Consider the following 21,851-nt stretch of genomic DNA (forward strand, 5'->3'; position numbering starts at 1 on the left):
GCGCTTGAATAAAGAGTCTACAGGCCATAGGCTGCCGCCAGTTCGGGATCTCGCCTGGCCACCAGCCGCGCCAGGTCGACGATGACCTTGGCCTGTTTCCAGGTCGCATCGTCCTGCATCTTGCCGTCTATCGTCGCCACGCCGCTGCCATCGGGCATGGCTTCAAGGATGCGTTTGGCAAACAGCACTTCCTTGACGTCGGGGCTGAAAACGCGCTTGGCGATGGCGATCTGGTTTGGTGCCAGCGACCAGGCGCCCGAGCAACCCATCAGGAAGGCGTTGCGGAACTGGGCTTCGCAGGCCGCTTCGTCCTTGAGGTCGCCGAACGGACCGTAGAAGGAGCGCAGGCCATGCGCCACGGCCGCATCGACCATGCGCGCCACGGTGTAGTGCCAGAGGTCCTGCTGAAAGAACGCGCGCCGCTCCTGGCCTTCTTCCGGATCGGCAAGAACACCGTAGCCGGGATGTCCGCCCCCCACCCGGGTCGTCTTCATGCCGCGCGAAGCAGCCAGGTCGGCCGGGCCGAGACTGAGGCCGTGCATGCGCGGGCTGGCGCCGCAAATGGCCTCGACGTTGGTCACACCCTGCGCCGTCTCGAGCAGGGCGTGCAACAGAATCGGTTTGCGGATGGCGTATTTCGCTTCGAGCAGGGCGACATATTGATCGACGAAATGAATGTCCCACGGCCCTTCGACCTTGGGAATCATGATTACATCGAGTTTGTTGCCAACGTGCTGGATGATCTGCGCCAGGTCGTCGAGCACCCACGGACTGTTCAAGGCATTGATGCGCACCCACATCGCGGTATCGCCAAAGTCGTGATTGCTCAGCAGGTCGATGAAGCCGGCGCGCGCCGCGTCCTTGGACTCGATCGGGATGGCATCCTCGAGGTTGCCGCACATCACGTCGCATTGCCGCGCCGTTTCGGGCGCCTTGGCGCGGATCTTGTCGATGTGCGGGGGAAAGAAATGGATCATTCTTTCCGGCCTGACCGGGAGTTCACGCAGGGGTTGTGGGGCGCCAATGGCGAGCGGCTTGTAGAAGTGTACTGGTAGCTTCATGGCAATTTCCCTGGTCAAAAGAAAGCAGTTGAATTCTTGGACGGCAGCGGAGTCTCTGCTCGTGGCTGTTTCACTTGGGTCCGGCGACGACGCGCGCGTCGTGCAGGCGGCCGACTTCGGCTTCACTCAAGCCGAGGATGTCGAGGAGAATCTGATCCGTGTGCTCGCCCAGTCTGGGCGCCGGTGTCGCCGGCAGGCGAGGCAGGCGGCCGAAGTCGAGCGGCGTCGTCGGCATCAGGTAGGTGCCGATGCCGGGCTGTTCAGTGAGCGTGAATAGCGGATTGTCGGTCGAGCAATCGGGGTCAGTGGCAATTTCTTCGCGCACGCTGCGATAGGGGCCCCAGGTGACGCCGTGCGCATCGAGGGTCAGCCCGGCTTCGGCCAGCGTACGGGCGTGGAACCACGGTTCGAGCAGCCTGGCGATCTCCTGGCGGGCACGATAGCGATCGCCCTCGTCTTCGAAATCGAGGCCCAGCCGGGCAGCGAGCGCAGCGACAGGCTCGCGGAGACCGGTGGCCTTGGTCAGGCGGCGCCACTGCATGCCGGTCAGGCCGACGACCATCAGGCGCTTGCCGTCAAGCGTTGCGAAGTCGCGGCCAAAAGCGCCGTAGAGGTAGTTGCCCTGCCGTGGTCGGTCGCTGTCATTGACCATCGCCTCGGCAATCATGCCGAAATTGCCGAGCATCGCCAGCGCCACGTCCTTCAGCGCCAGGCGAACGAGTTGCCCTTCGCCGGTCAGCCGCCGGTGCCTTTCGGCGGCGAGCAGACCGAGCGCGATCATCTGGCCGCTGATGAAGTCCCAGGCCGGAAAGACGTGGTTCACCATTTCCGGTGAAGTGTTTGGCCCGGTCATCATGGGCAGGCCCATCTGCGGGTTCAGCGTGTAATCGACCTCCGAGCTGCCGTCGCGGCGACCCGTCAGGTTGACCATGATCAGATCCTGACGTTGCGCTTGCAGCGCTTCGTAAGCGAGCCAGCCCTTGGCCGGAAAGTTGGTGCTGAACAGGCCGGCGCCTTCGCCCGGTGCACAGATCAGCTGGGTCAGCAGTTCCTGTCCGCGCGGCAGCCGGAAATCGACGGCGATCGAGCGTTTGCCCTTGTTCAGGCCGGCCCAGAACAGGCTGTGCTTGCCGTCGAGAGTCAGTGGCCAGCGGCCATAGTCGAGACCGCCGCCGATCGGGTCGAAGCGGATGACCTCGGCACCAAGCTGGGCGAGCGTCATCCCACCCAGCGGCGCAGCGACAAAGGCCGAGCCCTCGATCACCCGTAGACCCTTGAGAATTCCTTCCACTTTCTTCCCCTTAATCCGGCTGCGTTCAGATCACGCGCTTGCGGCGAAACTCTTCGATTTCGGCGGCATCCATGCCCAGCAGGTCCGCGAGCACTTCGTCGGTGTGCTGCCCGAGCTTCGGTCCGAGGTGCTTGATTCGTCCCGGCGTTGCCGACAGCCGCGGCAGCACCGCGGGCACGATGACCGTCTCGCCAATGTCCTCCTCGTCGATCGCCACCAGGTTGCGCCGGGCGTGAAACTGCCGGTCGCCGAAGATGTCGGCTATGCTGTTCAGGGGGCCGGCCGGCGCGCCTGCGGCAAAGCAGCGATTGAGAAGCTCCTCGCGATGCAGCGAACCACACCAGTCGCGGACGATCTCGTTCACGTCATGGCGGTTTTCCAGCCGCGTCTTCTGATCCCCGTAGACGTGCGCCGCCGCCAGTTCAGGTCGGCCCATGGCAATCGCCAGACGTTCGAAGAGCTTGTCGGTGACGCACGAAATCGCCACCCACTTGCCGTCGTCCTTGGTCGGGAAATGACCATGCGGGCAGGCAAAGTCGTTGTGCGTCGGCCCGTGCCGCTCGCGTATCCGTCCGAACATCCCGTAGGCCGGCGCCAGTTCGTCGGTGCAGCGAAACACCGACTCGTAAAGCGCGGCGTCGATGTACTGCCCCTGGCCGGTGCGCTCGCGATGGCGCAGGGCCATCAGGATGCCGATGCAGCCGTAAAGGCCGGTGAGGTAATCGCCGAGGGTCGTCGAACCCGGCGTCACCGGCGTTCCCCTTGGCATTCCGGCGAGGAAGGCGATACCACCGACGGCGTGCGCGACGCGGGCAAAGCCGGGCCGGTCGCGGTAGGGTCCGGTCTGGCCGTAGCCGGTGACGCGCAGCATGATCAGGCCGGGATTGATCTTGCGCAGCACCTCCCAGCCGAGTCCCCACTTTTCAAGGGTGCCCGGCCGGAAGTTCTCGCACAGCACGTCCGACTTCTCGATCAGTTGCTTGAACACCTCGACGCCTTCGGGCAGGTGCAGGTCGATCGTCACCGATTTCTTGTTGCGTGCTTCGCTGAGCCAGGCCAGGGTGTCCTTACGCTTGGTCGGGGTGCCGAAGTAACGCATCGGGTCGCCGCCGACCGGGTTCTCGACTTTCAATACCTCGGCGCCAAATTCACTCAGAATGGTGGCGCTGTAGGGCGCGGCGATGACCGTCGCGGCATCGATGACGCGGATGCCGGCAAGTGGCAGCCGGGTCTCGGCCTGATCAGTGGTGGTCATGGAAGCACTCGCGATGGTCCGTTCAGATGATCTTGTGTTGCCGCAGCCGCTTGATTTCCTGCGCCGAGATGCCGAGCAACTCGCGCAGGATTTCATAGGTCGCATTGCCCAGCGGCGGTCCGAGATTCGAAATCCTGCCCGGCGTTTCGGACAGCGTCGGCACAACGCCCGGAATGACCACTTCACCCAGGCCTTCTTCCTGCAGACGGGCGAGATTGCCACGGGCCTGGAAATGTTCGTCCTCGAAGATGTCGGCGATGCTGTTGACCTTGCCAATCGGCACTTCGCCGTCGATGCAGCGCTTCATCACCTCGTTGCGGGTCAACGAGCCTACCCATTCGATGACCATGCGGTTGACCTCGTCGCGTGCCGCCAGGCGCTTCCGCTGGTGGCCATAGCAATCGGCAGCAGCCAGTTCCGGTTTGCCCATCACCGCGGCGAAGCGTTCGAACATCTTGTCGGTGGTGCACGCGATGGCCACCCACTTGTCGTCGACGGTGCGGAAATGCCCGTGCGGAACGGCGACGAAGCTGCCGGCGCCCTCGCGTTCACGGACTTTGCCGAAGAGCCCGTAAGCGGCAGCGATTTCGTCCATCTGGCGGAACACCGCCTCGTAGATGCCGATGTCGATGATCTGGCCTTCGCCGCTCGCCTCGCGGTGGCGCAATGCCAGCAGGATGCCGATCGCGCCGTAGAGACTGGACAGGTAATCACCCATCGGCGCGGTGCCGGGGACCACCGGCGTCTCGCCGGGGAAGCCGGCGAGATAGGAGAGCCCGGCGAAACCATGCGCGATATGCGCGAAGCCCGAGCGCCGGCGATATGGTCCGGTCTGCCCGTAGCCCGAGACGCGCAGCATTACCAGGCCGGGGTTGGCCTTGCTCAGCGCGTCCCAGCCGAGCCCCCATTCCTCCATCGTACCGGGACGGAAGTTCTCGATCAGCACATCGGACTTGGCGACCAGTTTGAGGAACAGATCGACCCCTTCCTGCTGGCGGAGGTCGAGGGTCACCGATTTCCGGTTGCGACCCTCGCTGAGCCAGGCCAGCGTCGCATCATGACGTTTCGACGCGGTGCCGAAACGGCGCATCGGATCACCGGCGATCGGGTGCTCGACCTTGAGGATTTCGGCACCGAACTCGCCGAGGATCGACGCGGCATAGGGGCCGGCCAGAAAGGTGCCAACGTCGATCACGCGCAGGCCGCTCATCGGCAGTTGGTCGTTTTCGCTCGACCGCTCCAGGTCGTGGTCGTCCGGTCGCGATTGCGGGATGGGGGACGCACCCCTTGCCGGCGCTTCCGCCGCACCGGTGGCAAGTCCAGGCGGCAGCGAGGCGGGCCTGGTCGAACCTGCTCCCTCTTTCATGGTCGTCCCTCCCGACGGCAGCGCCGGAAAACCGTCCAGCGTTCTGATTCAGAATCACGCACGGCGCCGGCGCAAGGGCGACAGTATACGAGCAATCGAGTGCCGTTGGCGCAAAGATCTGAGCCTTGCGGGGTATCGGCCTCGTGCTCGTGCGCCGAAGCCGGTCTGGCCGCGTGCTATGCTGTAACGGTGAATTGCTTCCGGAAATCCGCGAAAGGATCGTTTTCATGACTGATGCAAGCGAAGATTACGCCGCATGGGTTGGCCGCCAGGAGGTCACTGACGATGAGCTGTGTCTGGCGCCGGCCCTGGCGGCGGCGGCGATGTTCGACGACACGTCGACGAATTTCGCGACGGGTAGTCCGCTGCCGCCCGTGTGGCACTGGTTCTACTTCCTGCCCCGGGCGCCGCAGGCTCTCCTCGGCATCGACGGGCACCCCCAGCGCGGTGGCTTCATGCCGCCGATCCCCTATCCGCGACGGATGTTTGCCGGCGCACGCATGCGTTTCCACCGTCCGCTCCTGATCGGCCAGCCGGCGATCCGTGAGGCGATCATTCGCGATGTCAGGCTAAAGTCCGGACGTTCCGGCGCACTCGCCTTTGTTTCCGTCCTCTGCCGCTTTCACCAGGAGGGCCGGCTGTGCATCGAAGAGGAACAGGACATCGTCTATCGTGAACCCGGACCGGCGGTGGCCAGCCCGCGCGTGCTCGACTGGTCGCCGCTACCGGCAGGCGCCTGCTCCCGCATCGTCACGCCGGATCCCAAGTTGCTGTTTCGCTTCTCGGCATTGACCTTCAACGCGCATCGGATTCATTACGACCGTCCCTACGCAATCGACGAGGAAGGTTACCCGGGTCTGGTCGTGCACGGCCCGTTGACCGCCGTGCTGCTGATGGAAGTGCTGCGGCAGCAGCAGGTGGTGGCGCAGCCGGTGAGCGAGTTCAGCTTCCGCGGGCTGGCACCGCTCTTCGATCTGGCACCGTTCCGGCTGGTGTGTACGCCGGAGGAGGGCGGGTTTTCACTGCAGGCGCAGGCACCGGACGGCACGACCGCGATGAGCGCCCGCGCAGCGATCGCCAGCGGCGTGCCAGCCGGGTGAGCTCTGAATCTCACTCCCCCCGGATCAGCGCCACCAGATCCTCGGTCGACGGCAGGGCACTGGCTTCACCTTCGGCGAGGATGCTCTCGGCGAGCGAACGCTTTTCGTGGTGCAGATCCACGATGCGTTCCTCGACCGTGCCCTTGGTGACCAGCCGATAGACGGTCACCGGCCGTAGCTGGCCGATGCGGTGCGCGCGCCCCATGGCCTGGTCTTCGGCCGCCGGGTTCCACCACGGGTCGGTGATCACCACGTAATCGGCGGCGGTCAGGTTGAGACCGAAGCCGCCGGCCTTCAGGCTGATCAGGAAGAGGTCGCCTTCGCCGGCCTGGAAGGCGGCGACGCGGCGGCTGCGTTCGGCCGCCGGGGTGGCGCCGTCGAGGTACTGGTAGCTGACTCCCGCCTCATCGAGCGGCGCGCGCAGGATTTGCAGGAAGTCAACGAACTGGCTGAAGACCAGCGCCTTGTGGCCGTTGGCGATCAGTTCGCCGGCGAGGTCGGCGAAGGCCTGCACCTTGGCACCGGCGATGCCGAACTCCGGGCTGCACAGGCGCGGATCGCAGGCCGCGCGGCGCAGGCGCGTCAGTTGCGCCAGGATGTTGAACTGCGCCTGCGCCTCGGGTGCGCTTTCCAGGGTGGCGTCGATTTCGCGTGCAGCCTCCCGGCGCAGGGCTTCGTAGTGCGCGGCTTCGGCGCTTTCCGGAGCGACGGTGAGGATCAGCTCGGTGCGCGGCGGCAGTTCCTGCAGCACTTCGGACTTGGTGCGGCGCAGGACAAAGGGGCCGATCAGGCGCTTCAGCACGTGCTGCGCCTCACGGTCGCGGTTGCGCTCGATCGGGCCGGCAAAGCGTTCGTTGAAGCGGTGGGTGGTGCCGAGCAGACCGGGGTTGGCAAAGCGCATGATCGACCAGAGGTCGGCCAGCCGGTTTTCCACCGGCGTACCGGTCAGTGCCAGGCGGAAATCCGCGTTGAGTTCAAAGACCGCCTGCGAGCGCTTGGCGGCGGCGTTTTTGATCGCCTGCGCTTCGTCGGCGATGAGCGTGTGCCAGGTGACGCCGGCGAAGCGTTCCTGCGCCAGTTGCAGCAGCGTGTAGGAGACGATCAGCAGGTCCTGCGGCCCGGCCCTGGTGACCAGTTCCTCGCGCTCGCTGTCGCTTGCCTCGCCGTAGATGCGGGCGTTGAGCGTCGGTGCGAAGCGCTGTGTTTCGGCCAGCCAGTTGCCGCAGACCGAGGTTGGCGCGATCACCAGCGCGGCGCCCCCGGCCGCCCGCTCGAGCAGCACGCCGAGCGCCTGCAGCGTCTTGCCGAGGCCCATGTCGTCGGCCAGGCAGCCGCCCATGCCGGCGCTTGCCAGGCGGACCGCCCATTGGTAACCATCTTCCTGATACGGCCGCAGCGTGGCCTGGAGCAGGCTGGGCAGTTTCGGCTCGATCGATTGCGCCTTGCGCAGGCGGTCGATGGCCTGGCGGAAGTCGGCCGTGGCGTTCAGCTCGGTGCCTTCGAGCACCTCGTCGAGCCAGGCGGCGGCGATCGTCGGTGCCTTGCCGCCGTCCTTGTCGGTTTCGAGAACGGCCGCCAGATCGCTCAGCTTCTGCTTCAGCGAACGGGTCAGCGCGGCATAGACACCGTCACCCATCGGCACGAAGCGCGTCTTGTCGCGCGCTGCGGTGAGCAGGGTGGCGAGCTGCAGCACCAGCCCTTCATCGAGCGTTGCCTGCCCGGAGACGCGGAACCAGTCACGCTCGCGACTGACCCGGACGCCGAGCTGCCGCGTGTCGACGGTGACGACGCGCACGCTCTTGCCCTTGGGCCATTCGACCGCGGCAATCGCGGGCAGCGTCGGAAGCTTCTCGACGACACCGAGCGCTTCTTCCGGATCCTCGACCAGCCATTCGGCGGTGCCCTCGCTGTTGTCGAGGAAGGGCAGGGCGTCGAGGACAGCTTCGAGATGCCGGCGCTCGGCGGCGAGGTCGCGCTCGGTGCCGACCGTCTCGCTGCCGATCACGCTCATCAGGCGGGTCCGGCCGCTGCCCGCCGGCAGGCGCGGTCCGTCGGCGCCGAGCGGCGTCACCACCAGGCGCAGCGAAAGCTGGTCACCCACCGGCGAGAGTTCGGCGTGCAGGCGCGAGTCGCTGGCCACTTGCCGGGTGGCCTGCGCCGAGTCGGCGTGCACCTGGAAGCGGGCGGCGAGCGCGCGCAAGGTCTTCTCGACTTCCTCCTGGGCGCCGGGGGCGTGCGCCGGAATGGCAAAGCGACCGGCAACGAGGTGGGCCGCCTGCTGTTGCTCGGCCGAGAAGCGCACCAGCCGCAGGCGCTGCGGGCCGTCCTGAACGAGCGTGATCAGGCGCAGTGCTTCGGCTTCACGGCGTTCGTCGGCGTCGGTGACGTAGTAGATGTCGTGGTCGACGGTCGGCCGCAGGGGTGGTTCGATGCGCATCACGAAGTGGTCGCCCTGCCGGATCAGTTCAAGTTCGGGAGCGCTTTCGGTGAGGTCGACGAACTGCTCGGACGCATTCGCCAGGACGATGCACGGGTGCCCGACGAGGGCCACGATCGCCGTTGACAGATCGAGGCGATAGCGGTTGCTGTAGCCACGCTCGGCGCGTATGGCACGGGCGACCTTGGTATCCCACGTGGGGAGTTGCTCGCTGCCAGCGATCCTCGTCAGGCTGATAGCGCGCGGGCGGCCCCAGCCGCGCTGCGTGCGCTTCTGCTCGAGCGGCTTGATGTCGAGCAGCCGGCCCTGCTTGCCGAGTTCGATTTCCCATAGCAGGCGCGTGGCTTCGCCGCCGGTATCGCCAGTTTGCCCGCCGCCCAGCGATTGCAGCGCGGCGAGGATTTCCCGCCACTGTTCGCCGGCGCCGGCGATGAAAAAGCCAGCTGGCGGATCGCGCCCGTCGAGCACCGCTGCGCCGCCATCGAGCAGACGCACCAGCGACTGCATCTGACAGGCGAGCAACTTCTGGCGCAGGAAGGCGATGGTGTCGCTCCATTGCTTCGCCGGACTCGGGGCGTCCCGCTCGGCAATCATCTCGCTACCCAGCCAGGCCGCGAGCAGGATCGCCCACAGCGAGTCGAGCCCCGGACGTTGCCGCACGTCAGATGACGGCTTGAAGGCGCCGCGTACGACCGGCGCCTTGCCGAGACGCACGTCGAGCGCATGCACCCAGCGCCCCCAGCCACTGTAAGGGTTTGGCACGCGCTGACCGGCCTCGCCGGCGCAGAACTTGCGCGCCAGCTGGAGGTGGCCGGGCGTTGCCTGGGCAAGCAGTGACAGCGGGTAGAACCAGGCGACGCTGTCGGCAAGGAAGCGCTTGGTGCCGCCGATCTCGCTCTTGCGCTGCTTGAACGCCGCTTCGAAAGCCGCCTGTCCGGCCGCCCATTGGCCGTCGAGCACCAGCATCGCGGCCCGCATGCCGGCGGCCACGCCACCGTCGAGGCCGGCCAGCGCCGCGGCCAGCAAGCCGGCGTCAGCACGCTCCATGGCGAGGTCGGCGAGCGCCATGCGCAGGCTCTCGGATAACTCGGCGGGGCGCTGTGCGAGCTGCGCGAAGGCCCAGTCGGCAACCGGCAGGTAGTGCTTTGCCCAGTGCAGGCAGATGCTGGCGGTGGCCTGGCTGGCAAGCTGCCAGCGTTCGACGGCGTCGATACGTTCGAAACTCGGGCCATCGAAACCGAGCAGGATGCCGTTGATGAGAATGCTGTCCCAGCCGATGTACTGCGAAACCTGGTTCCTGATGTTCGCCAGCTCTGCGGCCGGCGCGCCCAGGAAGAACTTGGCGCGCACGTAGGCAATTGTCGTCGGAATGCTGCTGGTGCCCCAGTAGTACCTTGATCGCGACGGATCAAAATGGTCGAGCTCGCAGATCAGTTGTACGAGCTGGTTGCCCCGGCTGGTTTCCAGCAACTGCCGGTAGAGCGGTGCGCGCAAGGCGTCGGGCAACTGGATGGCGGCGGGGCGGGCCGGGTCGTCGAGCAGCAGTTGCCTCCGGGCGAGGTCCTGCACCGCTTGCTTGACGTCGCCGACGGTGAAGGCCTTGCCGGCGCTGGTTTTCAGGCCGCAAAGGCCGAGCAGGCGATGGATTTCGGTTGGCGAGCGATAGGTCCATAGCAGCGCGCAGGCCAGCGCGACCTTATGCGTGTCGGGGGTCAGGCCGAGCTTGTCGAGTGAGTCGACCGCGGCGGTGTCGAGAGGGTCCCTGAGCATATACGGAGTGAGGAGTGAACGGACGGGGAGGGCGTGCGGCTCAGTGCCGAGTCAGCAGCATGGCGTCGCCATAGCTGAAAAAACGGTAGCGCTGGCGGATCGCGTGATCATACGCGCCACGGACGGTCTCGAGGCCGGCGAACGCCGAGACAAGCATCAGCAGCGTCGATTTCGGCAGGTGGAAGTTGGTGATCAGCCGGTCGACGACGCGGAAGTCGTAGCCCGGGGTGATGAAGATGTCGGTTTCGGCAGCCCCGGAACGTAACTCGCCACCCTGTGCCGCTGCTTCGAGGGCGCGCAGGCTGGTCGTACCGACCGCGATGACCTTGCCGCCACGCACACGCGTGCGGGCAATGGCGGCGACGGTGGCAGGCGGAATCTCGAAGCGCTCGGCGTGCATGCGGTGCTCGCTGAGCCGGTGCACGCGCACGGGCTGAAAGGTGCCAGCACCGACGTGCAGCGTCAGCCAGGCGACTTCGATACCGCATTCAGCGAGTCGGGCGAGCAGTGCCGCATCGAAATGCAGTCCGGCGGTGGGTGCCGCCACGGCGCCAGGGCACCGGGCAAAGACGGTCTGATAACGCGCTTCATCGGCGGCGCTGGCAGCGTGCTGGATGTAAGGTGGCAGTGGCAACCGGCCGTGTAGCTCGATCAGGCTCCACAGGTCTCCCTCGCCAACCAGTTCCAGTGCGAAGAACTCGTCCTGCTCGCCACTGCGGCCGCGGACCACCAGCTCGATGCTGTCTTCAAGCAGGATCCGGCTGCCCGGCTGCGGCGACTTGCTGGCCCGCAGCTGAGCTACCGCGTGCTGCGGATCAACGATGCGCTCGATCAGAACTTCGATCCGGCCACCGCTCTCCTTGTGGCCGAAGAGGCGCGCCCGGATCACTCGCGTATCGTTGAATACCAGCAGATCGCCAGGTTGCAGCAATTGCGGAAGCTCGCCGAAGCAGTGGTCGGCAAGCATTCCGTCGGCGAGTTGCAGCAGCCGGCTGGCGGTGCGCTCAGCGGTCGGGTGCTGGGCGATCAGTTCGCCGGGCAGGTCGAAGTCAAAATCGTCGAGCGTGAGCATGCGTGAGCGGGTTGATGAAGCGGTGTCGAGGGCGATCTGGCGGCGGAATGTGCTCCGGTCTGCTTGTTCGCTACCGGAGAATCAGCGATAATCAGCGCCTCTTCCGGCTCGGCAGCAGCGAGCCAAAGCCGAGATGGCGGAATCGGTAGACGCAGCGGACTCAAAATCCGCCGGTGGAAACATCGTGGGGGTTCGATTCCCCCTCTCGGCACCAACAGGCACTCCAGAGTAGTCCATAGCCGTCCGAAGAACCCGCCAGGTGCGGGTTTTTTGTTGGCTTCTTGTCCTGTGCGGTTTGGCATGGTGCAGTGGCATCCGGTGTAAAGCAGGGCCAGTGTCCGGGGCCTGTCCACTTGCTTTCGGGTAAGCTTATGCCAGCCGATGCCCGAACCGGACTCTGACGCGAGGCAGCGAGTTTAGACCATGGCGGCCCCTGTGTCTCTCGCTCTCGCGTCGAACTAGGCACAGCCGGGCCCGGCGGGAAGCTGGGCGCGACGCTCGGCAAGATGCCTGACGAGCGCGGGCTGCTCGTGACCGTCACCCCGGTCCGCGGCAAATCGTGGCGCTGGCGGTATGGCTTCGACGCAAAGCAGAGGCTGCGGTCATCCGGCAAGTCTGGCGTCCGTTTGACCGCAGGGTCAGACGGCATGCCTGGCGCCAAAAAGCGTTTGGAGTATCCGCTTGAGCGCAGGGCCGGGCAATTGCGGATGAAGTTGAGACCAGCGCCGTTCGTCGAATTTCTCGATCGCGTTGACTACTTTGTCCGAATCGCTGCCAGGCGGACCCTCTCCGAGAAATTTCCCGACGCGATTCGCTACCAGACGAAAAGTGTCGTCAATTTGCGCTTGATCGAGTGCGCCTTCGCTATCGACCTTTACGCGCATATAGTCGATTCGAACGATCTGTTCTGGCTTTCTGTTTTCCAAAGTGTAGATGACTGTCGCGACGTTGATTGTGGATCCTGAAAACCGCTGCAACGACGGCTCATGTTTCAGATAGAAGTCGTTGAATGATCGTTGCGAGATTTGGATGATCGAGTTGTCGTCAGCCACTACGAAAAATCGGTAGCCCAGATTCATGGGAAGGTTCCGTTGCTGTCTAACGTTCGACATAACTGGCGCTGCGCGGCTTTATCGCTCAGCGGCCGTGGGTACTGCCGGGTTATGTTCTTTGCGTTCATTGAATCTTTGCGCTCTTGCTAAGGTTGTGGCGTGCGCAGAGCAATTGCACGTTCTCCGCTTTCAGCGATGTGCCGCCTCTAGAGAAGGGAAGAATGTGATCGAAGTGAAGCTCGTCTGAAGCGCCGCACGTTGCGCACTTACCACCATCGCGCGCCCACACTTCGAGCTTGACACTGGTTGGAATAATGCGACTGCGCTCAACAAATCGGCTGGGAATTTCTTCCGCTGCTGATTCATCTGACACGCTTTCAACTGCCACCAGTTTGAACTTGAAAACATTCCTGACGCCGTCGTTCTCGACCCAAGAATCAACCAAGTGAAAGAATCCGTTGTCGGTCCAAATACCGGCTTTGATCTTTTCGTAAACCTGAACAATGTCAGGACCTTTTTCACCTGCCTTGAACCGCTGCGCAGCCAGATGAAATTTTCCGTTCTCGGTGCGTGTGCCACCAGGTTGCCGTTCCGGTTGGTCGAGTGCTTTCGGATCAGATATTCCTTTGCGCCTCGGTTCGTCGTGGCCCTCGTAGATAAGCACGGCTCCATCGTCAAGCACTTCATCGCGATAGGGCGAGTTAGGGCGGACAGACATAAGGATTACAGAGTGGTGCCCTTTCAGTCGGAAATTCATGCCCCGCTGGAGGCTCGTGCCTTCTTTCTGGCACATGTCAATGTAGGAGATGACATTACCTCTCACGCTTCAACTCCGAATAGAACATAACGTTGCAGGTTAGGGGCGCTGCGCGGCGGTATATCGCGCAGGGTCGAGCGACCGAAGGGAACGGCTTTGACCGTGATATTACCCATGGGTTGCTACGCGCTTTGGTGATAGTGGCAATGAGTTCAATAGGAAGCTGGCAAACGGGAGTCTCTCGCTTCTTGGGCGCACGTCTTGAAAAAGTTGGTTGGGGAGCGATGAAAGCTCTAGGCTGACACAACCCTTGTCCTCTCGGACATGAAACATTGATAGGCTTTCCCGAACGTACGCGGTTGGAACCTGGAGATGATGAAGGGTTTTGGCGTCGTCACTTACCAGCAAGAGATCCAGCGTTTCATTGCGGCCAGAGGTGAACTTCTGGACCGGTATGTCTAACCACCAGACCGATTTGCTTGCATTCACATTCACAAAATGTGTCGAGCTGTTGGCTAACGCAAGTTGGAACGTTCGGTTTATTGCCGACATTGCCTCGCGCTTTGTAATACTGGCGTTCATGTCTAGACCTCATGCATTGAAAGGCTAACGTGCAAATTCAGCGTCGAGCGAAGCGAGTCCGTTGCAATGCAGTATTAGGCAAATTTGCTGGATTGACCGGGGGGGCCAAAACCTGGACGCCAGCCGCCTTAAGTCTGGCTTCGCCAAGCTGTATCTCTTTGAACAGTGCATCCAGATTGTTGCCATACTTGACGCCAATCGCGTCCTTGATCGCATGAACTTCCATCATGATTTCGTCAGTCATCGTCACTTTCTCCAAGAAGCTCCTCGGGAGTACATGTGATCGGGAGGAACAATCCGATTGTCTCAAATCAAGCGAGCAGGTCTACCGTTTCACTGACAATCTGTTCAAGGCTCCGATTTCCAAGGGAGCGCTTCTCCATCTCAGGAACGTTGGCTGGCCTGCGTTCGTTGTACAGGTCTATGATGCTTGCCTTCGTCCATCGACGGATTGCCACCTGGGGTGCGACGAACTCCTTCTCTGGGTACAGAGCAAAGGCTTCGGCCGTGCGATCAATGATCGGTACCGTGTCCTTCCCATTGAAGGAAATTTTCCTGATCCGCTTCTCAAACTGAGCCTTGGTCCTTGCCGCGATCAGCTGGTCTCCTGTATCCACGATCACGGGAAACTTGGGGGTTCGAAGGAGGTAGTTCATGAGTGTGTTCAGCCGCCTAACGTCGAAGCTCAGCAGCGCGCCGCTTGCGGCGCGGCCGGTTGGAGCGCAGGGTTAGCCGATACTGCCGAGACGAGCGAGAAATCTTCCGGCCGTCGGACGGATGCAACGGACAAGTCCACATCCAGCAACGGCCAATACAGATGATCCGGGCTTGGCCATTCGATGGTGGTCAGTTGCTCGATGGTGGCCTGCCGGAACCAAGGAAATTCAGAGAACGGCAAGAGAAGCTCTTCATCGCCAAGAAGCAGCCAGAAACCGTGTATTGAGACGTGGGTGACTTCAGCCGCCGAAATGTTCGTGCCAGGCATCGATGATCTCCTGAAGGTGGCGAGCGACGACGCGCTCAGCGTCGGCCGGTTCGTGCTTGGACAGGCCGGTGTGGTTGGCCAGCGTCAGACTCGGTTGCAACCAGAACTTGGCCTCCCCATGTGGGTGGGCCACATGGATGTGGATTCCTGCTCTTCGCGCGAAAAGAAGAAGAGCCTATACGAACCGTCGCGGACAACTGTAGGGGCCATGGTGTCTCCCCGCGGCTAACGCCTGAATTAACCGGCTGGCGCGGTTTTATCGCGCCAGCCAAAGTTGAATGAAAACTTGGGCCTTTAATTGACCCTGAAAATCATCTAGCCGGCCTCCCACCAGGTGAGACGGTGGGGTTAAAGTGAGTTTGCGAACTTGCATTAACCACAGGAGGCCGGACATGAAATATAGCGGAATTGACCTGCATTCAAACAACAGCGTGGTGACGGTGACGGACGAAAGAGATCGGGTGGTGGCGGAGAAGCGGCTGCCGAATGACCTATCGAAGATTGTCGCATTCTTGCTGCCCTGGCGCGATGAACTGGCGGGCGTGGTCGTTGAATCCACCTACAACTGGTACTGGCTGGTCGATGGTTTGCAGGAAGCGGGGTTCGAGGTGAAACTGGCCAACACTGGCGCGATCAAGAAATACGACGGTCTCAAACACAGTGGCGACGAGGCGGACGCCCGACAATTGGCGCACCTGCTGCGCTTGGGGATCCTGCCCACGGGTACGATTCTGCCGCCGGAACACAGAGCGACACGTGATCTGGCCAGAAAGCGCATGCAACTCGTACGCAGCCGCACCAGTCACATCCTGGCCATCGAGAACATCTTGGCGCGCGAACGGGCGGTCAAGATCACCAGCAACCAGATCAAGCGCCTGACGGCGGTCGACGTGGATCAGATGGGACTGTCGGCGGATGTCGCACTGGCCGTTCAAAGCAATCTCGCGGTGGTGACCACGCTCGGTGCGCAAATCGAACTGCTGGAAAAGCGTCTGCAAGAGAAGCTCGGGGAACGACCCGAATACGCCTTGCTGACCAGCGTTCCCGGCATCGGCCGCATTCTGGCCGCGATCATCCTGCTGGAGACCGGACCGATCGAACGCTTCGATGCGGTGGGCAATTACGCGTCCTACGCGCGCTGTGTCGATAGTCAGCGCCTGTCCAACGGCAAGAAGAAAGGCGAGGGCAACGCCAAGAATGGCAACAAGTACCTGGTCTGGGCTTTTGTCGAAGCCGCCAACTTCGCCTTGCGCTTCAATGCCGAAGCCAAACGCTTCTACGAACGAAAGAAGGCCAGAACCAATAACGTGGTGGCGACCAAGGCGCTGGCGCACAAATTGGCACGGGCCTGCTTCCACATCCTGAAGGAGCGCGCACCCTTCGACACGAGGCGCTGCTTCGCATGAGTCACGACGGCGGCGGCAAGCCCGGTAAGGGGCCTGGACGACGAGCCATGAGCCTGAATGGGATGCCGCTGTCCGTCACCCGGGCAGCAACGCGGATCGCCCGTAACGTGAGCCAGCAAGGGGTTGGCGCCGGGAAACCGGCAGCCACGAGTCTGTGCAATCCAGTGGACACGAAACGGCACCAAGGTTCTTCTGGGGCGGCGTGGCCGCCAGGGCGAAGGCAGAGCACCGCTGATCGCTTGATCCTGATGGGTGACTGGCGCGATTCGTCGCAGCCATTATCTGAAGAAACGGGCGCGGTTCAGATGCTGCAATGGGAGAGCTTGAGACATTGGGATAATCGACCATCGCATGGGTCATCATGGCTGCGGGCGGAACTGCTTCGCCCGCAGCCATGATCCAGCGTACGGTCTCTACGCGGCGTCAAGGGTGCGCTTCGCCGGGCTGCAAAAACGCAGCCCGCCCTTGACCCCGCTCCGAGACAATCGGCTGCCGACCGTGCGACGGACATTCCAATACCAATCGCGCTATTGGCGCGAGAGTTTTGTTTGCACACTTGACACGGGCCGGCTAATGGGTGGCCCCTTTGATCCCTAACCGGCTCCGCGCTTTTGCGGAGTCCGGGTTGAATTTTGGGTGTGCGCCCAGCATGGGCGCGATGTGATGGGGTGGAAGTCCCCTGTGGGAGTACCGACGTGACTTCATGATGAAGCCATGATAACCACTAGCCGAAGGCAAGGGCAAGGTCGTGAGGACTTGTCTGGAGGGTGAAAGCGGGGTTTGCAGGCGCACGCGCCTGCCCGCTTGAACGACGCGAGCGCTGTGAGCGGCTGCCAGCCGGAGCGCAAAAGTGCGAGGCGACGGACAGAAACTGCATAGAAGGCCTGGTCTGCGGGCGAGTTGGCACCCCATGACGAAGCCCATCGGATACGGCGGACAAGGTAAATGCAGCGCTTGTGCACGGAAACATCGCGTTCTTACCTGGGGAGACCTGATCGGCAAGCGATTGCCGACGTTTCGCAAAAGCAGTGGGGATCGCTGCTCAACAGAATGATCCGGGCGTTGCGGCAGGCTGCCGGCCGCAGACGAGCGAACAGGCAGTGAGCGAAGCGAAGGCCATAGCGCGACGGCGAGCAATCGCCGGCGTGACTGATCAGGAGTCAGCAGAGGCCATAGTAGCTGCACCGAAAGGTCACGCGAAGGGCCGAACATGAACAGCAAAGGAGGAGCCGTGAGTTACTCGAACCCGACAACGAACCCGACCGGGGGAGCCGGGGATCGGCGTGATCTTGCCCAGCCAGCCTTGCACGACGCCCCGAAGGAAGTTTGTATGGGGAAGGACTTGATGGAAGCCGTACTCTCACCGGCCAACCTGAAACAGGCGTGGCGTCGAGTGAAATCCAACCGCGGCGCACCGGGAATCGACGGACTGCGCATTGAGGACTTCCCGGCGTATGCCTGTGAGCACTGGCCGGCCATCCGCCAGACCCTGAGCGAGGGTCGCTATCAGCCACAAGCGGTGCGACGGGTGACTATCCCGAAGCCCAGTGGTGGCGAACGCGCGCTGGGCATCCCGACCGTTGTTGACAGGGTCGTCCAGCAAGCCATCGCTCAAATCATGACACCGATCTTCGATCCGGAATTCTCCGAATCGAGCTATGGGTTTCGGCCCGGACGCTCCGCCCACGGCGCACTCAAGCAGGTCAGAGCCGACCTCAAGGCCGGTTATCGCATCGCCGTTGACCTTGACTTGGCGAAATTTTTCGACAACGTCGATCACGACATCCTGATGGCCCGAGTGGCCAGAAAGGTAAGCGACAAGCGGTTGCTGGCCCTCATCGGCCGCTACCTGCGGGCGGGTGTCATGATGGGTTCCACGCTTCAACCCAGCGAGTTGGGAACGCCGCAAGGCGGACCCCTCTCGCCGCTGCTGGCCAACATCCTGCTTGACGATCTGGATCGGACGCTGGAAGGGCGAGGCCACCGCTTTGCGCGGTACGCCGACGACCTCATGGTTCTGGTCAAGAGCGAACGGGCCGGCCAGCGCGTCAAGGCCAGTCTCACCGCCTACCTCGGCCGGCAACTCAAACTGCCGGTCAACGAGAAGAAGAGCCAGGTGGCAAAGATCGAGCAGTGCGTCTTTCTGGGATTCACCTTCAGGAAGAAGAAACTGCGCTGGTCGGATGCTGCCTTCGCCGACTTCAAGCACCGCCTCCGGGAACTGACGGGGCGAAGCTGGGGAGTCTCGATGCCACATCGGTTCGAGAAACTCGGGCAGTACCTGCGCGGCTGGATGGGCTACTTTGGCATCTCGGAGTATTACCGACCGATTCCCGAACTGGATGAATGGCTACGCCGACGTGTGCGCATGTGCTACTGGAAACAGTGGCGTTTGTGTCGCACGAAGATCAGCCACCTTCTGGCGCTGGGGGTCGACCGGCGGACGGCGATCTTGACGGGAGTCAGCGGCAAGAGCTACTGGCATTTGTCTCGGTCAAAGGCCACGCAAGTCGGGATGACGAACGATTGGTTGAGGGCACAAGGTCTGGTGAGTATCCGGGATCTTTGGATGAAGGCTCACGGTTACGCTTAAGAACGTCGTGTGCGCCCTGTTCATGAACCGCCCGGTGCGGACCCGCATGCCGGGTGGTGTGGGGAGGGCCGGTTGGACGCCGGCCCTTACCCGATTAGAAAACTATTTCGCACGAAGGTATAAAACCTTCTGGGTTGACCCCGGCGGTTGTCGTTCCGCTGTCACGAATAGTTCGGTCTTTGCTTTGACGAGATCAGAGAGCTTCTTGTAACCGTAAAGCCTGGAGTCAAAGTCGGGTTGCAGCTTGGTGAGGTAGCTCCCAAAGGTGCCCAAATGTGCCCACCCAGCGTCGTCGATTGACTGCTCAAGGGCGGTTAGGACGAACTGTTTTGGGAATTCCAGCTTTTCTTCAGTTGCATCAACAACGGGCTGAGCTGGTGCAACCTTAAGTTCAGTATTGGCTTTCTGGGTCGATACGTTCGGCTCGGCTGCGGTGCTTGGGCGCAGGACTTCAGTAAATACAAACTTGTGACAAGCATTGCGAAACGCCTCTGGCGTCTTATTTTCGCCAAAGCCCAGGACAGTGAGTCCCTCTTCGCGGAGCCGCATTGCAAGACCAGTGAAATCGCTATCGCTTGTAATCAGACAGAAGCCATCGAATTTGCGTGTGTAGAGCAAGTCCATCGCATCGATGATGAGTGTGCTGTCTGTAGCGTTTTTTCCAGTCGAGCCTCTTGCAAAACTCACCCTGCAGGGCTGATTTTTTCGCGGCTGGAGGCGAAAGCGGAGGACGCGGGCGGCCACTTCTGGCATGATATGGTTATCGAGACCAATATCATAACGCCCGCCAAATGAATACTACCCAACCCCAGCTGATCATGCAACGGTGGCACGTGGTTCAGCACGAGTTACTGCCCGAGTTGAAGGCGCAAGTGGGTCCGCTGACGCCGAAGCTGGAGAAGGTCATCCACACGCTGGAATGGGTACGTATCGAGGAATTCACGGCGGTTTCGTGGTGTGGCGTAGGGCGTCCGCCGTTTGAACGGGCGTGGCTGGCGAACGCCTTTGTGGCCAAGGCCGTGTTGGGCCTGACGACGACCGTGGGGCTGATTGAACGCCTGATGATCGACCGTGCGCTGCGCCGCATCTGTGGTTTCCCGCTACACAAGACGCTGCCTTCCGAGGCGACCTTCTCGCGCGCCTTCGACGAGTTTGCCGAAGGGGGCCTGAGCCAGCGCGTGCATGAAGCCCTGATCAAGGAACATCTGGGAGATCAGCTGATCGGGCATCTCAATCGTGACGGCACGGCCATCGAAGCCCGCGAACGTCCGTCCCGGAAGGAAACGCCCGCATCGGAAGCGGCCGCCACGGCACAGGCCGCCCTGTTGCCGAAGGAAGAGCGCCCTGCCGAGACGAGCGTGCCTGAAACGCCCGCACCGGCACGCAAGAGAGGCCGCCCGCGGCGCGGCGAAGCACGTCCGGCTGCGAAGGCCGCCCCGATCAAGCGCCAGCGCGAGCAAACGTTGGCTCAAATGCTCGAAGAGATTCCCACCGCGTGTGATCGCGGCACGAAGTGCAATGCCCAAGGCTACAAGAACAGTTGGCGCGGCTACAAGCTGCATCTCGACACCGCCGACTGCGGCGTCCCCATTGCGGCGCTGCTCTCCAGCGCCTCGATGCACGACAGCTTGGCCGCCATTCCGCTGTCGCTGATCAGCGCCGATCGCGTCACCAACCTTTACGACCTCATGGATGCGGCCTATTGCAGCGCCGACTTGCGCGAGCACAGCCAGAGCCTGGGCCACGTCCCCCTGATCGATCACAATCCGCGCCGCGGAGAGAAGATCGAATTCTCCCCGGCTGAAGCGATCCGCTACAACGAACGGACCGCCGCCGAGCGGAGCAACGCCCGGCTGAAGGATGAATTCGGCGGTCAGACCATCCGGGTCAAAGGCGACACCAAAGTGATGGCTCACCTGATGTTCGGCATCCTGGCGCTGTCCGCTGACCAGTTGATGCGATTACGACGATGACCGCCAGCGTTCCCTCTCCGGCCGCTGTGCATTCGCGGAATGCAGGAGGGCGCTCGCCCCGCATGAGGCAAACCATGCCATACGGTTAGCCGCTCAGCCAAGGAGACCTCCCTCGCGAAAAAAATCGCTCCCCGAGAGCGAATGGTGCGGCGCAGCAATTTGTCCGGGTGAGTTTTGCAAGAGGCTCAGTCGTATATGCAAATTGCTGAACGGGTTTAATTGCGTACCGTTGCAGTACTTTTTTCCAGGAGGAACTAGTTTGGGCTGTGAAGTCGCCGTATATGCGCTTTACGGTTGCCTCACCGAATCGTGCAATTTCTGCAAGAAGCCCCTCGATGACGGCAGCCTGTGCGTTGTCAGCGTCAATGAGGACCGCCAAACGAAGAGTTGGTTCTTCAGACTCAATTTTTGCGACTAGGCGTGGGGATACCAAGATGACTCCTGTTTTCTAACGTGAAGTAGCAATCCTACTTGACGCAAAGCTTTGCGTCAGGATGCTGTATGAATGCACAAAAGCTGACAAATATTTAGCCAAAACAATAGGTTGTTCCATGGCCATGTTCACTAAAATCCCGTCAACTGCGTCACTGGCAAAGCGGCCAAGGGAGAAGTCCCGTGGCGTGGTTCTGAACAGGCCCCCGACGCCGGTGCGGTAGTCTGGCAACTTGCGACCACGGTCGACCCCCGCGGAGCCTATTGACCCACCCGTTGTCTGCGTCAGAACGAAGACCCGCGTAGACATATCGATCCTCACATAGATGCGGAATCACCTCGGCGCTGCTCGGCGAGGATGTCCTCGACCGTGCGCGTGTGACCAGGCTTCACTAGCTTCAAGTCGTAGCCAGCGGCTTCGAGCAAGCGCACCAGCGCGGACACGCTCATGTCGCCCTTGGCCAGGTTTTCCATGCGCGCCACGGTCGTGCGCGAAACACCCGCCCGCTTGGCAAGTTGATCCTGGCTCAACCGCACTTCGCGGCGAGCGTTCTTGAGCATCTCGGCAACATCAGAAAGCGTTGTCAATGTAGCCCCCGGGAATCAATTTTGACTTAAATGACTATAAATGTAGCCCAGGGGATGCAAAATCTCAAGTGGATGACTATGGCCGTGCAATCACGTCTTATCGACCCACCCGTTGTCTGCGTCGGAACGAA

General features: G+C 62.2%; 18 protein-coding genes, 1 tRNA gene and 1 pseudogene. 5 read left to right on the plus strand and 15 right to left on the minus strand.

Annotated features, from left to right (window positions below):
- Positions 1-17: 17 nt before the first annotated feature.
- From V5B44_RS19300 to V5B44_RS19315, 4 genes are all read right to left on the minus strand, one after another.
- Positions 18-1,061 (minus strand): HpcH/HpaI aldolase/citrate lyase family protein, encoded by a 1,044-nt coding sequence (locus V5B44_RS19300; RefSeq protein ID WP_332360714.1) that lies wholly within the window; start codon positions 1,059-1,061, stop codon positions 18-20.
- A 70-nt stretch (positions 1,062-1,131) separates the two neighbouring features.
- Positions 1,132-2,352 (minus strand): 2-methylfumaryl-CoA isomerase, encoded by a 1,221-nt coding sequence (locus V5B44_RS19305; protein ID WP_332360715.1) that lies wholly within the window; start codon positions 2,350-2,352, stop codon positions 1,132-1,134.
- A 25-nt stretch (positions 2,353-2,377) separates the two neighbouring features.
- Positions 2,378-3,607: a CaiB/BaiF CoA transferase family protein gene (locus V5B44_RS19310; protein WP_332360716.1), complete on the minus strand. Its 1,230-nt coding sequence runs from the start codon at positions 3,605-3,607 to the stop codon at positions 2,378-2,380.
- 22 nt (positions 3,608-3,629) lie between these two features.
- The gene (locus V5B44_RS19315; protein ID WP_332360784.1) at positions 3,630-4,817 is read right to left on the minus strand and encodes a CaiB/BaiF CoA transferase family protein; all 1,188 of its coding nucleotides are present in this window, start codon (positions 4,815-4,817) and stop codon (positions 3,630-3,632) included.
- Positions 4,818-5,200: 383 nt separating this feature from the next.
- On the opposite strand from V5B44_RS19315, the gene V5B44_RS19320 reads away from it, so the two are divergent.
- Entirely contained in the window at positions 5,201-6,073 is an 873-nt protein-coding gene (locus V5B44_RS19320; protein ID WP_332360717.1) for an FAS1-like dehydratase domain-containing protein, read from the plus strand.
- Positions 6,074-6,083: 10 nt separating this feature from the next.
- Here the strand turns inward: V5B44_RS19320 and V5B44_RS19325 are convergent, their stop codons facing one another.
- Entirely contained in the window at positions 6,084-10,280 is a 4,197-nt protein-coding gene (locus tag V5B44_RS19325) for an SNF2-related protein (protein WP_332360718.1), read from the minus strand.
- A 40-nt stretch (positions 10,281-10,320) separates the two neighbouring features.
- The gene (queA, locus tag V5B44_RS19330) at positions 10,321-11,352 is read right to left on the minus strand and encodes a tRNA preQ1(34) S-adenosylmethionine ribosyltransferase-isomerase QueA (RefSeq protein ID WP_332360719.1); all 1,032 of its coding nucleotides are present in this window, start codon (positions 11,350-11,352) and stop codon (positions 10,321-10,323) included.
- 127 nt (positions 11,353-11,479) lie between these two features.
- Between queA and V5B44_RS19335 the strand changes: the two genes are divergently transcribed.
- A tRNA-Leu gene (locus V5B44_RS19335) sits at positions 11,480-11,566 on the plus strand.
- 424 nt (positions 11,567-11,990) lie between these two features.
- Here the strand turns inward: V5B44_RS19335 and V5B44_RS19340 are convergent.
- The 6 genes from V5B44_RS19340 to V5B44_RS19365 all read right to left on the minus strand — a co-directional run bounded on the left by V5B44_RS19340 (position 11,991) and on the right by V5B44_RS19365 (position 14,861).
- A complete protein-coding gene (locus tag V5B44_RS19340) occupies positions 11,991-12,431 on the minus strand; it encodes a hypothetical protein (RefSeq protein ID WP_332360720.1) in 441 nt (146 codons plus the stop codon).
- A 97-nt stretch (positions 12,432-12,528) separates the two neighbouring features.
- A complete protein-coding gene (locus V5B44_RS19345) occupies positions 12,529-13,161 on the minus strand; it encodes an HNH endonuclease (RefSeq protein WP_332360721.1) in 633 nt (210 codons plus the stop codon).
- Between the two features lie 619 nt (positions 13,162-13,780).
- Positions 13,781-13,987, minus strand: coding sequence for a hypothetical protein (locus tag V5B44_RS19350; RefSeq protein ID WP_332360722.1), 207 nt, complete (start codon positions 13,985-13,987; stop codon positions 13,781-13,783).
- A 67-nt stretch (positions 13,988-14,054) separates the two neighbouring features.
- Positions 14,055-14,399: a hypothetical protein gene (locus V5B44_RS19355; protein ID WP_332360723.1), complete on the minus strand. Its 345-nt coding sequence runs from the start codon at positions 14,397-14,399 to the stop codon at positions 14,055-14,057.
- A 29-nt stretch (positions 14,400-14,428) separates the two neighbouring features.
- Positions 14,429-14,728 carry a DUF2442 domain-containing protein gene (locus V5B44_RS19360; protein ID WP_332360724.1) on the minus strand — a complete coding sequence of 100 codons (300 nt, stop codon included), beginning with the start codon at positions 14,726-14,728 and terminating at the stop codon, positions 14,429-14,431.
- Positions 14,700-14,861 carry a DUF4160 domain-containing protein gene (locus tag V5B44_RS19365; RefSeq protein ID WP_332360725.1) on the minus strand — a complete coding sequence of 54 codons (162 nt, stop codon included), beginning with the start codon at positions 14,859-14,861 and terminating at the stop codon, positions 14,700-14,702. The genes V5B44_RS19360 and V5B44_RS19365 overlap by 29 nt, the downstream gene beginning before the upstream one ends.
- A 259-nt stretch (positions 14,862-15,120) precedes the next feature.
- Here V5B44_RS19365 and V5B44_RS19370 point away from each other — a divergent pair, with 259 nt between their 5' ends.
- Positions 15,121-16,134, plus strand: coding sequence for an IS110 family transposase (locus V5B44_RS19370; RefSeq protein ID WP_332359200.1), 1,014 nt, complete (start codon positions 15,121-15,123; stop codon positions 16,132-16,134).
- A gap of 1,210 nt (positions 16,135-17,344) precedes the next feature.
- Positions 17,345-18,727, plus strand: a complete 1,383-nt coding sequence (ltrA, locus tag V5B44_RS19375; protein WP_434735486.1) for a group II intron reverse transcriptase/maturase — start codon at positions 17,345-17,347, stop codon at positions 18,725-18,727.
- Between the two features lie 102 nt (positions 18,728-18,829).
- Here the strand turns inward: ltrA and V5B44_RS19380 are convergent, their stop codons facing one another.
- Positions 18,830-19,480: an NYN domain-containing protein gene (locus V5B44_RS19380; protein WP_332360727.1), complete on the minus strand. Its 651-nt coding sequence runs from the start codon at positions 19,478-19,480 to the stop codon at positions 18,830-18,832.
- A gap of 38 nt (positions 19,481-19,518) precedes the next feature.
- On the opposite strand from V5B44_RS19380, the gene V5B44_RS19385 reads away from it, so the two are divergent.
- Positions 19,519-20,700 carry a transposase gene (locus V5B44_RS19385; RefSeq protein WP_332357344.1) on the plus strand — a complete coding sequence of 394 codons (1,182 nt, stop codon included), beginning with the start codon at positions 19,519-19,521 and terminating at the stop codon, positions 20,698-20,700.
- 187 nt (positions 20,701-20,887) lie between these two features.
- On the opposite strand, the pseudogene V5B44_RS19390 reads toward V5B44_RS19385, so the two are convergent.
- Both V5B44_RS19390 and V5B44_RS19395 read right to left on the minus strand, forming a co-directional pair.
- Positions 20,888-21,133 (minus strand): annotated as a pseudogene (locus V5B44_RS19390) (NYN domain-containing protein); the annotation flags it as partial.
- A 317-nt stretch (positions 21,134-21,450) separates the two neighbouring features.
- Positions 21,451-21,720, minus strand: coding sequence for a helix-turn-helix domain-containing protein (locus V5B44_RS19395; RefSeq protein ID WP_332360728.1), 270 nt, complete (start codon positions 21,718-21,720; stop codon positions 21,451-21,453).
- Positions 21,721-21,851: the final 131 nt, after the last annotated feature.

This window comes from Candidatus Accumulibacter necessarius (assembly GCF_036625085.1).

Excerpts from the sequence above, each read along its gene's own strand:
- V5B44_RS19325 (WP_332360718.1), bottom strand. The coding sequence starts at position 10,280 with ATGCTCAGGGACCCTCTCGACACCGCCGCGGTCGACTCACTCGACAAG.
- V5B44_RS19380 (WP_332360727.1), bottom strand. The coding sequence starts at position 19,480 with ATGCCAGAAGTGGCCGCCCGCGTCCTCCGCTTTCGCCTCCAGCCGCGA.
- V5B44_RS19360 (WP_332360724.1), bottom strand. The coding sequence starts at position 14,728 with ATGCCTGGCACGAACATTTCGGCGGCTGAAGTCACCCACGTCTCAATA.
- V5B44_RS19345 (WP_332360721.1), bottom strand. The coding sequence starts at position 13,161 with ATGAATTTCCGACTGAAAGGGCACCACTCTGTAATCCTTATGTCTGTC.
- ltrA (WP_434735486.1), top strand. The coding sequence starts at position 17,345 with ATGAACAGCAAAGGAGGAGCCGTGAGTTACTCGAACCCGACAACGAAC.
- V5B44_RS19320 (WP_332360717.1), top strand. The coding sequence starts at position 5,201 with ATGACTGATGCAAGCGAAGATTACGCCGCATGGGTTGGCCGCCAGGAG.
- V5B44_RS19300 (WP_332360714.1), bottom strand. The coding sequence starts at position 1,061 with ATGAAGCTACCAGTACACTTCTACAAGCCGCTCGCCATTGGCGCCCCA.
- V5B44_RS19310 (WP_332360716.1), bottom strand. The coding sequence starts at position 3,607 with ATGACCACCACTGATCAGGCCGAGACCCGGCTGCCACTTGCCGGCATC.
- V5B44_RS19370 (WP_332359200.1), top strand. The coding sequence starts at position 15,121 with ATGAAATATAGCGGAATTGACCTGCATTCAAACAACAGCGTGGTGACG.
- V5B44_RS19385 (WP_332357344.1), top strand. The coding sequence starts at position 19,519 with ATGAATACTACCCAACCCCAGCTGATCATGCAACGGTGGCACGTGGTT.
- V5B44_RS19315 (WP_332360784.1), bottom strand. The coding sequence starts at position 4,817 with ATGAGCGGCCTGCGCGTGATCGACGTTGGCACCTTTCTGGCCGGCCCC.
- V5B44_RS19340 (WP_332360720.1), bottom strand. The coding sequence starts at position 12,431 with ATGAATCTGGGCTACCGATTTTTCGTAGTGGCTGACGACAACTCGATC.
- V5B44_RS19350 (WP_332360722.1), bottom strand. The coding sequence starts at position 13,987 with ATGACTGACGAAATCATGATGGAAGTTCATGCGATCAAGGACGCGATT.
- V5B44_RS19355 (WP_332360723.1), bottom strand. The coding sequence starts at position 14,399 with ATGAACTACCTCCTTCGAACCCCCAAGTTTCCCGTGATCGTGGATACA.
- queA (WP_332360719.1), bottom strand. The coding sequence starts at position 11,352 with ATGCTCACGCTCGACGATTTTGACTTCGACCTGCCCGGCGAACTGATC.